The 12627-nt window shown below is 73.5% G+C and carries 18 protein-coding genes; 10 read left to right on the forward strand and 8 right to left on the reverse strand.

All coding sequences use genetic code 11. The features are described from left to right. Nucleotides 1-244: 244 nt before the first annotated feature. Nucleotides 245-955: a purine-nucleoside phosphorylase gene (gene deoD / locus HN031_RS13170; protein ID WP_172270541.1), complete on the reverse strand. Its 711-nt coding sequence runs from the start codon at nt 953-955 to the stop codon at nt 245-247. A 32-nt stretch (nt 956-987) separates the two neighbouring features. Between deoD and nudC the strand changes: the two genes are divergently transcribed. Continuing rightward, a complete protein-coding gene (gene nudC, locus HN031_RS13175) occupies nt 988-1923 on the forward strand; it encodes an NAD(+) diphosphatase (protein WP_367650760.1) in 936 nt (311 codons plus the stop codon). A 12-nt stretch (nt 1924-1935) separates the two neighbouring features. Here the strand turns inward: nudC and HN031_RS13180 are convergent, their stop codons facing one another. After that, entirely contained in the window at nt 1936-2412 is a 477-nt protein-coding gene (locus HN031_RS13180; protein WP_172270543.1) for a hypothetical protein, read from the reverse strand. A 44-nt stretch (nt 2413-2456) separates the two neighbouring features. After that, nucleotides 2457-2699, reverse strand: coding sequence for a mycoredoxin (locus HN031_RS13185; RefSeq protein WP_172270545.1), 243 nt, complete (start codon nt 2697-2699; stop codon nt 2457-2459). Nucleotides 2700-2773: 74 nt separating this feature from the next. Here HN031_RS13185 and HN031_RS13190 point away from each other — a divergent pair, with 74 nt between their 5' ends. The 3 genes from HN031_RS13190 to HN031_RS13200 all read left to right on the forward strand — a co-directional run bounded on the left by HN031_RS13190 (nt 2774) and on the right by HN031_RS13200 (nt 5678). Then, entirely contained in the window at nt 2774-4816 is a 2043-nt protein-coding gene (locus HN031_RS13190) for an ATP-dependent DNA helicase UvrD2 (RefSeq protein WP_253943063.1), read from the forward strand. 211 nt (nt 4817-5027) lie between these two features. Further along, nucleotides 5028-5210, forward strand: a complete 183-nt coding sequence (locus tag HN031_RS13195; protein WP_172270547.1) for a hypothetical protein — start codon at nt 5028-5030, stop codon at nt 5208-5210. 120 nt (nt 5211-5330) lie between these two features. Next, entirely contained in the window at nt 5331-5678 is a 348-nt protein-coding gene (locus HN031_RS13200; RefSeq protein ID WP_172270549.1) for a WhiB family transcriptional regulator, read from the forward strand. Between the two features lie 42 nt (nt 5679-5720). Here HN031_RS13200 and HN031_RS13205 read toward each other — a convergent pair whose 3' ends face one another. Continuing rightward, nucleotides 5721-5999, reverse strand: coding sequence for a hypothetical protein (locus HN031_RS13205; RefSeq protein WP_172270551.1), 279 nt, complete (start codon nt 5997-5999; stop codon nt 5721-5723). A gap of 48 nt (nt 6000-6047) precedes the next feature. On the opposite strand from HN031_RS13205, the gene HN031_RS13210 reads away from it, so the two are divergent. Then, on the forward strand, nt 6048-6215 hold the full coding sequence (locus HN031_RS13210) for a hypothetical protein (protein WP_172270553.1): 168 nt from the start codon (nt 6048-6050) through the stop codon (nt 6213-6215). A 19-nt stretch (nt 6216-6234) separates the two neighbouring features. On the opposite strand, the gene HN031_RS13215 is transcribed toward HN031_RS13210, so the two are convergent. Next, nucleotides 6235-6756 carry a hypothetical protein gene (locus HN031_RS13215; RefSeq protein WP_172270555.1) on the reverse strand — a complete coding sequence of 174 codons (522 nt, stop codon included), beginning with the start codon at nt 6754-6756 and terminating at the stop codon, nt 6235-6237. A 114-nt stretch (nt 6757-6870) separates the two neighbouring features. After that, a complete protein-coding gene (locus HN031_RS13220; RefSeq protein WP_090969683.1) occupies nt 6871-7029 on the reverse strand; it encodes a DUF5679 domain-containing protein in 159 nt (52 codons plus the stop codon). A gap of 193 nt (nt 7030-7222) precedes the next feature. On the opposite strand from HN031_RS13220, the gene HN031_RS13225 reads away from it, so the two are divergent. From HN031_RS13225 to HN031_RS13235, 3 genes are all read left to right on the forward strand, one after another. Further along, a complete protein-coding gene (locus tag HN031_RS13225; RefSeq protein WP_172270557.1) occupies nt 7223-8029 on the forward strand; it encodes an enoyl-CoA hydratase/isomerase family protein in 807 nt (268 codons plus the stop codon). Nucleotides 8030-8166: 137 nt separating this feature from the next. Continuing rightward, the gene (locus HN031_RS13230; RefSeq protein ID WP_253943064.1) at nt 8167-9225 is read left to right on the forward strand and encodes a PHP domain-containing protein; all 1059 of its coding nucleotides are present in this window, start codon (nt 8167-8169) and stop codon (nt 9223-9225) included. Nucleotides 9226-9270: 45 nt separating this feature from the next. Further along, nucleotides 9271-9873, forward strand: a complete 603-nt coding sequence (locus HN031_RS13235) for a M48 family metallopeptidase (protein ID WP_172270559.1) — start codon at nt 9271-9273, stop codon at nt 9871-9873. Between the two features lie 27 nt (nt 9874-9900). Here HN031_RS13235 and HN031_RS13240 read toward each other — a convergent pair whose 3' ends face one another. Further along, nucleotides 9901-10485, reverse strand: a complete 585-nt coding sequence (locus tag HN031_RS13240; RefSeq protein ID WP_172270561.1) for an NUDIX domain-containing protein — start codon at nt 10483-10485, stop codon at nt 9901-9903. Then, entirely contained in the window at nt 10482-11813 is a 1332-nt protein-coding gene (locus tag HN031_RS13245; protein WP_172270563.1) for a zinc-dependent metalloprotease, read from the reverse strand. Before HN031_RS13245 ends, HN031_RS13240 begins: the two co-directional genes overlap by 4 nt. Nucleotides 11814-11873: 60 nt before the next feature. Here HN031_RS13245 and HN031_RS13250 point away from each other — a divergent pair, with 60 nt between their 5' ends. After that, a complete protein-coding gene (locus tag HN031_RS13250; protein ID WP_172270565.1) occupies nt 11874-12311 on the forward strand; it encodes a molybdenum cofactor biosynthesis protein MoaE in 438 nt (145 codons plus the stop codon). Between the two features lie 43 nt (nt 12312-12354). Next, nucleotides 12355-12627, forward strand: a complete 273-nt coding sequence (locus tag HN031_RS13255) for a hypothetical protein (RefSeq protein ID WP_172270567.1) — start codon at nt 12355-12357, stop codon at nt 12625-12627.

Below are 12627 nucleotides of genomic sequence, written 5' to 3' on the forward strand. Positions count from 1 at the left end.
GCGCGGGCCGGGTGGTGGCGGCAGATCGCGTCGTGCGGCGGGTCTGGCGTGCGAGGTGCCGCCACCCAGGTCGGTGGTGGCCGGGTGGTGGCGGCAGATCGCGTCGTGCGGCGGGTCTGGCGTGCGAGGTGCCGCCACCCTTGTCGGTGCGCGGGTTCGGGTGGTGGCGGCAGATCGCGTCGTAGAGAGGGTCTGGCGTGCGAGGTGCCGCCACCAACGTCGGCGCCTGACGCGGACGGACGGCTCAGGCGAGCGCCGCGGTGAGGGCGATCTCCACCATCTCGCCGAACGTCTGCTCGCGCTCCTGCGACGTGGTCTCCTCGCCGGTCACGATGTGGTCGGAGACGGTGCAGATGGCCAGCGCCCGGCGCCGGTGCTTGGCGGCTAGCGTGTAGAGCGCACTCGCCTCCATCTCGACCGCGAGCACGCCGTACTTCACCATCTCGCCGAGCAGCTCGGGGCGCGCCGGGTAGAACGAGTCGCTGGAGAAGATCAGGCCGACGTGGAACGGCGAGCCGCCCTCGCGCGCCTCGGCCGCCTCGACCGCGCCGCGCAGCAGCCCGAAGTCGGCGACGGGTGCATAGTCGATGCCGTGGAACGCGATCCGGTTCATCGATGAGTCGGTGCACGCCCCGGAGGCGATGATGACGTCGCGCACGCCCACGTCCTCGGTCACGGCGCCGCACGAGCCGACCCGCACGATCGACTGCACGTCGTAGTCGGTGAAGAGCTCGTTGACGTAGATCGACATCGACGGCTGACCCATGCCGGACCCCTGCACCGACACCGGACGGCCGTTCCACGTGCCGGTGAAGCCGAGCATCCCGCGCACCTCGCTGTAGCAGCGGGCGTCCTCGAGGAAGGTGTCCGCGATCCACCTGGCCCGCAGCGGGTCGCCGGGCAGCAGGACGATGGGGGCGATGTCGCCGGGCTGGGCGCCGATGTGCGTGCTCACCGGCCGAACGCTACCGACTAGCGTGGGAAAGCGTGAGCGACCCGAGCCCCGTTGAGCGCCCCCTCCCGCACGTCGCCCTGTCGGCGCACGCCCACAACCGGATGGGGCTGCGCCGGACCGACGAGGCGTGGCTCGCCGAGCGGACGGCCGACCAAGCCACCCGCGTGCTGGTGGTCGCGGGCAACCGGTTGCGCCCGGTCGACGGCGCGGTCGCGTGGGTGAGCCCCGACGCCGCACCCGAGGGCCGGCTCGTGCTGCTCGGCGACGCGGACGGCGTCGTGCACCTCGCGGTCCTCGTGGAACCCGACGACGCGCCGGGGGACCCGGAGGAGTGGGTGCCGCTGCGCTCCGTGCTGACCGCGGTCGCCGACCACGCGCCCGACCAGGCGCCGCTGCTCATGCACGCGATCGGGCTGGCCGAGTGGCACCACGCGACGCGGTTCTGCCCGCGCTGCGGCGGGACGCTGGTCAGCCGGTCCGCCGGGCACGAGCTGCGGTGCACGCAGTGCGACCGCGCCCAGTTCCCGCGCACCGACCCCGCGGTGATCATGGCCATCACGAGCGGCGACGGCGACGACGAGGCGCTCCTGCTCGGTCGCAACCGGGCCTGGCCGACAGGCCGCTGGTCGACCCTCGCCGGCTTCTGCGAGCCGGGGGAGACCCTCGAGGACGCCGTACGGCGCGAGGTGGAGGAGGAGGTCGGCGTGCGGGTCGGCGAGGTGGGCTACTTCGGCAGCCAGCCGTGGCCGCTGCCGGCCAGCCTGATGCTGGGCTTCACCGGGCGTGCGCTGACGACCGACATCGACGTCGACGGCGCCGAGATCGAGGAGGCGCGCTGGTGGACGCGCGCCGAGCTCGAGGCGGCGGTGCGCTCGGGCGAGGTCGCGGTGCCGCACGGCATCTCGATCTCGTCCTCGCTCATCGAGAGCTGGTTCGGCCGGCCCCTCGACGGGCCGGGCTGGGGCTGACCGCAGCCCGGCTCAGTCGCACTGGTCGCAGATCCCCGTGGCGGGGAGCGCGATGAAGCAGCGCGGGCAGAGGTTCACCGGCCGGTCGCTCGCGGCGACGCGCGGACGGCTCGTGCCGGTGCTGCGGGTCGAGGTGGTCCGGGTCCGCGATGAGCCGGAGGAGCTCGACGGGGCGCTGGACCGCGTCGCCCGCGTGCCGGCCACGCGCTCGGGCGGCGAGTCGTCGCGGATCTCGAAGCCCAGGCGTCTCAGCGCCTTGGTCGCACCGGCCGAGCCGCCCGGGATGTCGGCGGGCGTGAGCGTACGTCCGGTGGCGAGGCCGTGAGCGATGCCGGCGATGGCGGCGGCGTCGTACTCCTTGCCGTGGTGCAGCAGGACGTGGGTCGAGACACCGCCGCGCACGAGCATGTAGTTGGCCCCGCCGGCTGCGTCCCATGTCTCCATCGCGGTCAGGACGTGGTCGCGGTCGATCGAGTTGAGCAAGGACACGACAGCAGGCTAACCCTGCTCGCCGACGACCGTGGGGGCGAGGCTCACGCGAGCGCCGCCAGCTTCTCCTTGACCTGCGCCACCGACGGGTTGGTCAGCGTGCTGCCGTCGGCGAAGAGGAGCGTGGGCACCGTCTGGTTGCCGCCGTTGGCCTGCTCGACGGTGAACGCGGCGTCGGGCTCCTGCTCGATGTCGACGATCGAGAACGCGATGCCCTCGCGGTCGAGCTGGCTCTTGAGGCGGTGGCAGTAGCCGCACCAGGGGGTGGTGAACATGGTGAAGGTCATGGGATGGAGTGTCCCCTCCGACGTCTAGGCTGGCGAACACCCCTCTCAACCACGACGTCGCAGGAGTTGTTCCGTTGCTCGAAGCGCTCGATCCCGAGCAGCGACAGGTCGCCGAGGCGCTGCGCGGGCCGGTGCGCGTCCTCGCCGGCGCGGGCACCGGCAAGACCCGCGCGATCACCCACCGCATCGCGCACGGCGTCGCCCAGGGCGTCTACGCCCCCACCGAGGTGCTGGCGCTCTCGTTCACCACGCGGGCGGCGGGCGAGATGCGCGAGCGGCTGCGTCGCCTCGGCGCCCCGGGCGTCCAGGCGCGCACCTTCCACTCCGCCGCCCTGCGCCAGCTCCGGTTCTTCTGGCCGCGGGTCCACCAGCGCGACCTGCCCGAGCTCACCGAGTCCAAGCTCGGCATGCTCGCCCTGGCCGCGCGGCGCCAGCGGCTGAGCGTGGACAAGGCGACGCTGCGCGACCTCGCCAGCGAGATCGAGTGGGCCAAGGTGTCCAACGTCGGTCCCGACGCCTACGCCGCGCTGGCCCGCTCGCGCGGCCGGGCCGTGTCAGGCCTCGAGCCCGAGGTCGTGGCCCGCGCGTTCGACGCCTACGAGGAGGTCAAGCGCGGCCAGGGGCGCATGGACATGGAGGACGTCCTGCTCTTCGGTGCCGGCCTGCTGGCCGACAACGAGGCGGTGGCGGCGCAGGTGCGCCGGCAGTACAAGTGGTTCGTCGTCGACGAGTTCCAGGACGTCTCCCCGCTCCAGCACGCGCTCCTCGACCTGTGGCTCGGTGGCCGCGACGAGCTGTGCGTCGTCGGTGACCCCGCCCAGACGATCTACTCCTTCGCCGGCGCCGACGCGCGCTACCTCCGCGAGTTCACCCACAAGTTCCCCACCGCCACGAGCGTCGAGCTGGTCCGCAACTACCGCTCGACGCCGGAGATCGTCACCGCGGCCAACCAGCTGCTCGCCGGCACCGCCAGCAAGGGCGTCGACCTGGTCGCCCAGCGACCCGCGGGAGCGCGCATCACCTACCGCGAGGCGACCGACGAGGTCGCCGAGGCCGACGCGGTCGCCGAGCGCCTGGCGGGGCTGCGGGCCGCGGGCACCCCCGCCAGCCGGATGGCGGTGCTGCTGCGCATCAACGCCCAGTCCGAGCGCTTCGAGGAGGCGCTCGCGGCGCGAGGCCTGCCCTACGTCGTGCGTGGTGCGGCCCGCTTCTTCGACCGCCCCGAGGTGCGGCAGGCCATCACCCTGGTCCGCGGCGCCGCCCGCAGCGGTGAGGCATCCGGTCCGGTGGCGGACTCCGTGGTGGCGGTGCTGTCCCAGATGGGCCACTCGACCGACCCGCCCGAGGGCAGGGGCGAGGTCCGCAACAGATGGGAGTCCCTCCAGGCGCTGGTCGACCTGGCTGCCGACTTCGGCCGCGAGCGCCCCGACGCGGTCCTGGGCGACCTCGTGGACGACCTCGACCGGCGTGCCGGCGAGCAGCACGCCCCGGTCGCCGACGCGGTCACCATCGCCACCATCCACTCGGCCAAGGGCCTGGAGTGGGACGCCGTCTTCGTCGCGGGCATGCACGAGAAGATGATGCCGATCTCGCAGGCCCAGACGCCGGCCGAGATCGAGGAGGAGCGGCGCCTGCTCTACGTCGCCATGACCCGCGCCCGCGACGAGCTCGCGGTGTCCTGGGCGGTCGCGCGCGAGCCTGGTGGTCGGGCCAACCGGGGGAGCTCGCCCTTCCTGGCCCCGGTGCTCGACGGGGTGCCGGGCGTCTCCGGGCAGCGCCGCGAGCGGAGCAAGCGCAACCGCGCCGCGCTCCACTGCCGCGAGTGCGGGGGCGCGCTGTCCAACGCCCGGGAGAAGAAGACCGGCCGGTGCGCCGACTGCCCGGCGTCCTACGACGAGGCGCTGTTCGAGAAGCTGCGCGAGTGGCGCCTGGCGCGCGCGTCGGAGGACAGCGTGCCGGCGTTCGTCATCTTCACCGACGCCACCCTCCAGCTCATCGCCGAGCACGTCCCCAGCAACGAGTCCGGACTGCGCGCCATCAGTGGCGTGGGACCGAGCAAGATCAGCAAGTACGGCGACGAGGTGCTCGCCCTGGTCGCCGCCGAGTCCTCTCGCTGAGGGTTCGTCGGAGCGCCCACGAGCCTCGCGCGAGGCTCGCGGGCGGGCCGTCGCGGGGCCCCGGCGAAGATTCTCGAAGAAATTCTTGGTAATACCCATAAAATGGTTTGCCCCTGACGACACCCAGGGTCTAGCGTTCCACTCACAACAACCCGCGCACTGGGATCGCTGACAACGATCCGCGCCCGACGCACCGAAGGAGGTGGCCCCCATGGAGAACTACACGATGACGATGACGGCGTGGACGCCGTCCTTCGGCATGTCCACCCTCGGCCGCCCCTGCGCGCACACGCGCGCCCTCGGCGCCGGCGTGGTGGCTGTCCAGGACGCCGCCGCCATCGTTCGCATCAAGGGCGATTTCCCGGGTTCTCCTGCCTGGAGTCCGTCGAGCTAGGTCACACCTCGCATCGGCAGCCTCCAGGCCGCGGAACCCGACACCGGGATCCGCGGCCTCTTTGTTTGTCCCACCGATCCATTCCATCCGCGATCAGGTCAACGAGTAGGAGGTGAACACATGACCATCAGCGTTCTCGACCGCCCCCGAGCTGCCGACGCACAGACCCAGCTGGAGCCGCAGGCTGCACTGGGCGCCCTGCACGACGCAGCTGCCGGAGTGGATGAGGAGTTGCTGCCCTGCCGCGTCAACGACGCAGAGCTGTGGTTCGCCGAGTCCCCCGCGGACGTGGAGCACGCCAAGGCCCTGTGCACGGACTGCCCCGTGCAGGCGCTGTGCCTCGACGGAGCCCTCGAGCGGCGCGAGCCGTGGGGCGTCTGGGGAGGCGAGCTCTTCCTCCAGGGCGTGGTGATCCCGCGCAAGCGGCCGCGCGGCCGGCCCCGCAAGTCCGACCAGCCCGCCGCGTAGGCACACCGCGTCATCCCCTCCAAGGAAATACAGGAATCAACTTCAATGAATACCTACCGAAATGGACGCAACGACATGAATCTCATGCATGAAGAACTCGCACGCGCGCAAATGTCCGCGCGCCTGGGAGAGGCGCACGAACTGCGACGCGGCCACCACCTGGCCATGGCCCGTCGGTTGAGCCGCAAGGCCGAGCAGGCCGCGCAGCAGGCGCGTCTCGCCCTCGCTCGCGCGATCTGAGCACAGCACCTCGAGGACGGACCTCGGGACACGCTCCACCCTGATCGCGGGTGAACCCAGCACGAGCCGGTACGTCGTCACGGTGACGACGTACCGGCTCGTCTGCGTCCCGGGGGTAGCCTCGGCCGGGTGAGCGACGTGGTCACCTGTGCCTTCTGCGGCACCGAGGCGCCCGAGGCGGAGACCCTCACCTGGACCGTCGCGGTGGAGAACGGCCGGCGCCGGGCGTTCTGCGACACCTGCTCGCGCAGCAACCTGCGAGCCATGGAGGGCAAGCTCGACAGCGAGTGGTGGTGACCGCGCCGCTCGCGGCGGGTCAGCCGGTCTCGAACCAGGCGCACCCGCAGTAGGGGTGGCGCTGCCAGCGCCGGTCTCGCGGGACCGGCTCGTGGTCCAGGAGCCACGACGTCAGCCAGGTGGACGGCGTCTCGCCGCGAGCCCAGGCGGCGAGCTCGCGGGCCGCCGCGCCGGCGGCCATCGCCAGCAGGGGGCGGGGCGGCTGCGGGTCGTGCACCGCGCCACCCTCGTCGAGGACGTACGCCGCGACGCACCGGGCGCACGGACCGACGCCGGGCGCCGCCCACGGTCCCACCTCGACGGCGTGCGGGCGGACGCCGACCAGCAGGTGGGGGAGCGAGGACACGGTCCAGTCGTCGACCGTCCCCGACACCTGACGGCCGGCCGCCACGGCGAGGCCCACGGGCGCGGCGGCGTCGACGACGACGCCGGCCGCGGTGAGGGCGGCGAGCACCGGCTCGCGCCAGGCGCGGGGGCAGTCGAGCTGGGCGCGGAGCGGGACGGACCAGGGGCGGGCGCTGGCGGGCAGGCTGGCGGGCATGTCCTGACGTTGCCACGCGGGACGCGGCGACGGCCGGTCGTCCACAGCCCCGTGAATGCAGCAGCGGCGCCGCCCGGGGGGCGGCGCCGCTGTCAGGTGCTCACAGGGTGAGGCTCACGCCTTGCCGAGGATGCGGTTCAGGTTGGTGCCGCAGACCGGGCACACGCCCTTGGCCATCTTGGTGCCCTTGTCGTTGACCTTGATCTCGCCCTCCGCCTCGCGCTTCTCCTTGCACTTGACGCAGTAGAACTCACCGCTCCAGGTCTCCGCCATGACGGCCTCCTTGCTTCGTAACTTCGTGGTCGTCGCGGCGGGGTGGTCGAGGGGGAAGCCCGCCGGGGAGGGCCGGCGGGTGCCAGCGCTCCGTCGACGACACTACGCCACGCGTGACCCACGCTCACGCACCACACGCGCTGAGCGTGAATCCGCCTCCCGCCACGCCTGGCCGGCTCAGTACCCTCAGGCCATGCCGGAGCCCCTTGCCGACCTCGCCCACCTCCGCCTCGAGCGGCCCTCCGAGGGGGTCGCGCTGCTGACCCTCGACAACCCGGGGATGCGCAACGCGATGAGCGACGAGATGACCTCGTCGTGGGTCGCCGCGATCGACCACCTCGCCGCCGACACCTCGCTGCGCGCCCTGGTCGTGACCGGGGAGGGCGGCGCCTTCTGCTCGGGCGGCAACACGTCGTGGATCGCGAGCGAGCCCGAGGCGAGCGTGGACCGCCTGCGCAGCCGGATGCTGCCGTTCTACCGCGCCTGGCTGTCGGTCCGGCGCCTCGAGGTCCCCACCATCGCCGCGGTCAACGGACCCGCGATCGGGGCCGGGCTCTGCCTGGCGCTGGCCTGCGACATCCGCTACGCCGCCGCGGGCGCCCGGCTCGGCGTGCCGTTCAACACGCTCGGCATGCACGCCGGGATGGCCGGCACGTGGCTGCTGCCCGAGGTGGTCGGTCCCGCCCACGCGCGCGACCTGCTGCTCACCGGCCGGGTGGTCGACGCGGACGAGGCCCTGCGCCTCGGGATGGTCTCGCGGGTCATCGACCGGGACGGCTTCCTCGAGGAGGTCCTCGAGACGGCCGCGGGCATCGCCGCGACCGCGCCCATCGCGGCCCGGCTGACCAAGATCGCCCTCGCCGACGGCGGCCACGCCGACTTCGAGGCGGCGCTGCAGTGGGAGGCCCTCGCCCAGCCGATGACCCTGGCCACCGCGGACCTCCAGGAGGGCATCCGCGCGGCGAAGGAGAAGCGGGCGCCGGAGTTCCGGGGCCACTGACCGGGCCACTGACCGGGTCCACGCAGGGGGGGGCCACCCCTGTGGACAGGCCTGTGGACGCCCTGTGCACGGCGCGGCGCCGTACTGTGCGGGTGACCAGCGACAACGGCAGCAGCGCGGTGGTGAGGAGAGAGAAGTTGGCCGAGAGCACGTCGAGCCAGGCACCCGACCAGGCGCGAGGACCCGTCGCCACCCTGCGCCGCATCGCCTTCCTCATGGAGCGCCAGCGCGAGGAGACCCGCCGCATCGAGGCGTTCCGCAAGGCGGCGCGCACGATCCTGCCGCTGCCCGAGGAGGACGTACGCCGGCGCGCCGCGGACGGGACGCTCACCGAGCTCGCGGGCATCGGCCCGAGCACCGCGGCGGTGATCACCGACGCCTGCAACGGTGTCGTGCCGGAGCGCCTGCGGGCGCTGGAGGAGACGGCGGGCCCGCTCGCCACCGGCGGCGAGGAGCTGCGCGCGCGGTTGCGCGGCGACCTGCACTCGCACTCGGACTGGTCCGACGGCGGCTCGCCGCTGGAGGAGATGGCGATGACCGCCATGGAGCTCGGCCACGACTACCTCGTGCTCACCGACCACAGCCCGCGCCTGCGGGTCGCCAACGGGCTCAGCGCGGAGCGGCTCACCCGGCAGCTCGCCGTCGTGGACGCGGTCAACGAGCACCTCGACGGGACCTTCACCCTCCTCAAGGGCATCGAGGTCGACATCCTCGACGACGGGTCGCTCGACCAGACCCCCGAGATGCTCGGGCGGCTCCAGGTGCGCGTCGCGTCGGTGCACTCCAAGCTCAAGATGGAGGCCCCGCAGATGACGAGGCGGATGATCGGCGCGGTGCGCAACCCGCACACCAACGTGCTGGGGCACTGCACGGGCCGCCTCGTGACCGGCGGGCGCGGCACCCGTCCGCAGAGCCAGTTCGACGCGCGCGCCGTCTTCACCGCGTGTGCGGAGGAGGGCGTCGCCGTCGAGATCAACTCCCGCCCGGAGCGCCGCGACCCGCCCACCCGGCTGCTCGAGCTGGCGCGCGACACCGGCTGCCTGTTCTCGATCGACTCCGACGCCCACGCCCCCGGCCAGCTCGACATGCTCGACCACGGTGCGGCCCGGGCGACCGAGGCGGGCATCGACCCCGACCGGATCGTCAACACCTGGGAGCGCGACCGGCTGCTCGCCTGGGCCGCCTCCCGGCTCTGAGCGCGGCTCCGGGACGTCGTGGGTGCGGACGGCTAGGTTCGCCCCATGAGCACGACTGCGCCGACGCCGCCGGGGGTCCCGGAGGTGGAGGTACGCCGCTCGCGGCGCCGGCGGCGGACGGTCTCGGCCTACCGCGACGGTGACCGCATCGTCGTGCTCATCCCCGCCACCATGAGCAAGCGCGACGAGGCGACGTGGGTGGCCGACATGGTCGCCCGCATCCAGCGCCAGGAGCGCCGCAGGATGCGCTCCGACGACGACCTCGTCGCCCGGGCGGCCACGCTGAACGACCTCTACTTCGGCGGGCTCGCTGTGCCGGCGTCGGTGCGCTGGGTGAGCAACCAGAATGCCCGCTGGGGCTCCTGCACCCCCGGCGACCGCACGATCCGGCTCAGCCACCGGCTGCAGAAGGTGCCCGGGTGGGTGGTCGACTACGTGCTGGTGCACGAGCTCGCCCACCTCCTCGAGGCGGGCCACACGCCGGCCTTCTGGGCGTGGGTCGACCGCTACCCGCGGGCCGAGAAGGCCAAGGGCTACCTCGAGGGCTACTCCGCCGCCGCCCGCCTCGAGCCGCCGCCCGGCGGTGAGCAGCCGGACGGGGGAGCGGTCGAGGACCCGGTCGAGGACCTGAGCGACGACGCCGACTAGGCGGACGGCCCGGCGGGCCAGGACCGGCTAGGACAGGCCGGTCCGACGTCCGGCGTCCGACCGGCCGCGCACGCGGGCCACCGCGACGTCGACGAGGGCGTACATGTCGTCGAAGGTCGCCGGCAGGTCGTCGACGGGCCACCAACGGACGTCGAGCGACTCCTCGCTGGTGGCGTGGGTGCCGCCGGGGTCGGCGACGGCCAGGAAGCGCACGTCGAGGTGGTGGACGGTGCCCCGGGCGGAGCAGAACTCCACGGCGTGGGCGTCGAGGCACAGCGGCTCGGGGTCGAAGGTGAACGACGCCAGGCCCGACTCCTCGACCAGCTCGCGGCGGGCGCCGTCGGCGAGCGAGCCGTCGCCGGGTTCGAGGTGGCCGCCGAAGGCCAGCCACGCGTCGGCCTTGCGGTGGTGGTTGAGCAGGACGGCGTCGCCGTCCGGTGACACCACGATCGCCCCGGCGGTGAGGTGGTCGGGGAAGCACGCCTTGGCGAGCCCGTCCGGGTGCGCAGCGAGGTGGGCGAGGAAGCGGTCGCGCAGCGCGGCCTGGTCGACCGACGGCGGTGCCCAGCCGGTCAGCGCGGCCACCGCCCTCGCGTGGAGGCCGGTGCTCACTCGGACCGGGGGTCGTCGCCGCCGCCGTCGAGGAGGTCGCGCAGCCCGGCGTCGAACTCCTCGTCGGAGAGCTCGCCCGGCGAGACGGAGTCCTCACGGAAGCCGAGCGGGTCGTCGAGGTCCTCGGCGGTGGGCAGGAGGTGCGGCGACATCCACACGCCGTCGCGGGCCTCGGCACCCTGGCGCGTGCGGAGCGAGCCCCACAGCGTCGAGGCGTCGCGCAGCCGGCGTGGCCGCAGCTCGAGGCCGACGAGGGTGGCGAACGTCTGCTCGGCCGGCCCGCCCGCGGCGCGGCGGCGGCGTACGGTCTCCTGCAGCTTGGCGGCGGCGGGCATCCGCTCGGCGGTGGCCTGGCTGACCACCTCGTCGACCCAGCCCTCGACGAGCGCGAGGGTGACCTCGAGCTTCTCCAGCGCCGCCTTCTGCGCGGCGGACGGCTCGGGGTCGAACAGCCCGCCGGCGAGCGCCTCCTGCATCGCCTCGGGGTTGGCCATGTCCATCCCGCGGAGCTTCTCCTCCATGCCGGAGGTGTCGAAGTCCATGCCGGCGCCGTACTCGGCGACCGCGCCGATGAGGTGGTCGCGCAGCCACGGCACGCCTGCGAAGAGGCGCTGGTGCGCGGCCTCGCGCAGGGCGAGGTAGAGCAGCACGTCGTCGGTGGTGACGCCGGGCAGCTCGGCGGCGAACGCTGCCACGTTGGTGGGCAGCAGCGCCGCCTTGCCGATCGGTCCGAGGGGCAGGCCGATGTCGGAGGCGCTGAGGACGTCGCCGGCCAGCGCGCCGAGCCCGCTGCCGACCTGGGAGGCGACCATCGCCGCACTGGCCTTGCCGAGCATCGCCATGAGCGGGCCGGCGAGCTGCTTCATCTCCTCGGGCATCGCCTGCCCGAGGGCGGACGTGGCGGAGCCGGCGATCGGCTCGACGAGCACCTTCCAGACGTCGATGGTCTCCACGATCCACTCCGCACGTGACCACGCCGCGGTGGTCGTGACGCCGGAGGGGAACTCGGTGGTCGTGTCGAGCCAGTGGTCGGCCAGTCGCACGGCGTCGGCGACGGCGCCCGACTGGGCGGCGGTGACCGTGGGGTCGGGCTCCTGCGCGGCGGTGCGGCGTGCCAGGTCGGTGACCGTCTGCCAGTTGACGGGGCCCTCGTGCGGGGCGAAGAGCGACTGCATCTGCGCCATCAGGGCGTTGAGGTCGGGCATGCCGCCCCCGGCCCCGAAGCCGCCCATCTGCGAGAAGATCTGCTCGAAGGGCGTGCCCTTGAAGGGGTTGTCGTCGTCGGGGCCCTGCCCAGCCGGTCCGGAGCCTCCGGGGGTGTCACTCATGGCGTCAACGGTACTCACCGCGCCCAGCCCCGGCATCCCCGCGCGCCTAGACTCTGAGCCGTGACCGACCCCGTCCCCGACCCCGTGAGACTCGTCGACATCCGCGACACCCCGCTCGACGTCACCGAGGTGCTCGACGCGCTCGGCGACGACGGCGCCGGTGGGCTCACGCTCTTCGTCGGGCAGGTCCGCGACCACGACGGGGGCAAGGGGGTCACCGCCCTCGACTACTCCGCTCACCCCACGGCGCTCGAGCGCCTGCGGGACGTGTGCCGGCGGGTGGCGGCCGAGCACGACGTGCGCGGCGTCGCCGCCGTGCACCGCGTCGGCGAGCTGCGCATCGGCGACCTCGCCGTCGTGGTCGCCACCACGGCCGCCCACCGCGGCGACGCCTTCGCTGCGTCGCGCGCGCTGATCGACACCCTCAAGGCCGAGGTGCCGATCTGGAAGCACCAGGTCTTCGACGACCGGACCGAGGAGTGGGTCGGCACGCCGTAGGACCTGACGCAGCCCACGGTCGCGGAGGCCTAGGCTCCGGTGCGTGGAGATCCTGCTCTGGCTCGTGCCCTCCGTCGTCGTGACGGCGGTGGCCATGCTGTGGGTGTCGTGGGTCAGCCGGGACGGGCGCGGCGAGGTCGACCGCGACGTCGCCGCCCAGCGGCTCGGCAGGGCCCTCGCCAAGGACCTGCCGGCGGGCACCCGCCGTACGCCGCCGCAGGCGCGCGACCGCAGCACCGGCATCGCCGTGCGGCCCAGCCACGGGGCGGGCCCGGGGGAGGGCTCCCACGGCGGCGCCACCCGTCGCGCGTCGTAG

This window comes from Nocardioides sp. zg-1308, from assembly GCF_013155375.1.
Classification (GTDB): domain Bacteria; phylum Actinomycetota; class Actinomycetes; order Propionibacteriales; family Nocardioidaceae; genus Nocardioides; species Nocardioides renjunii.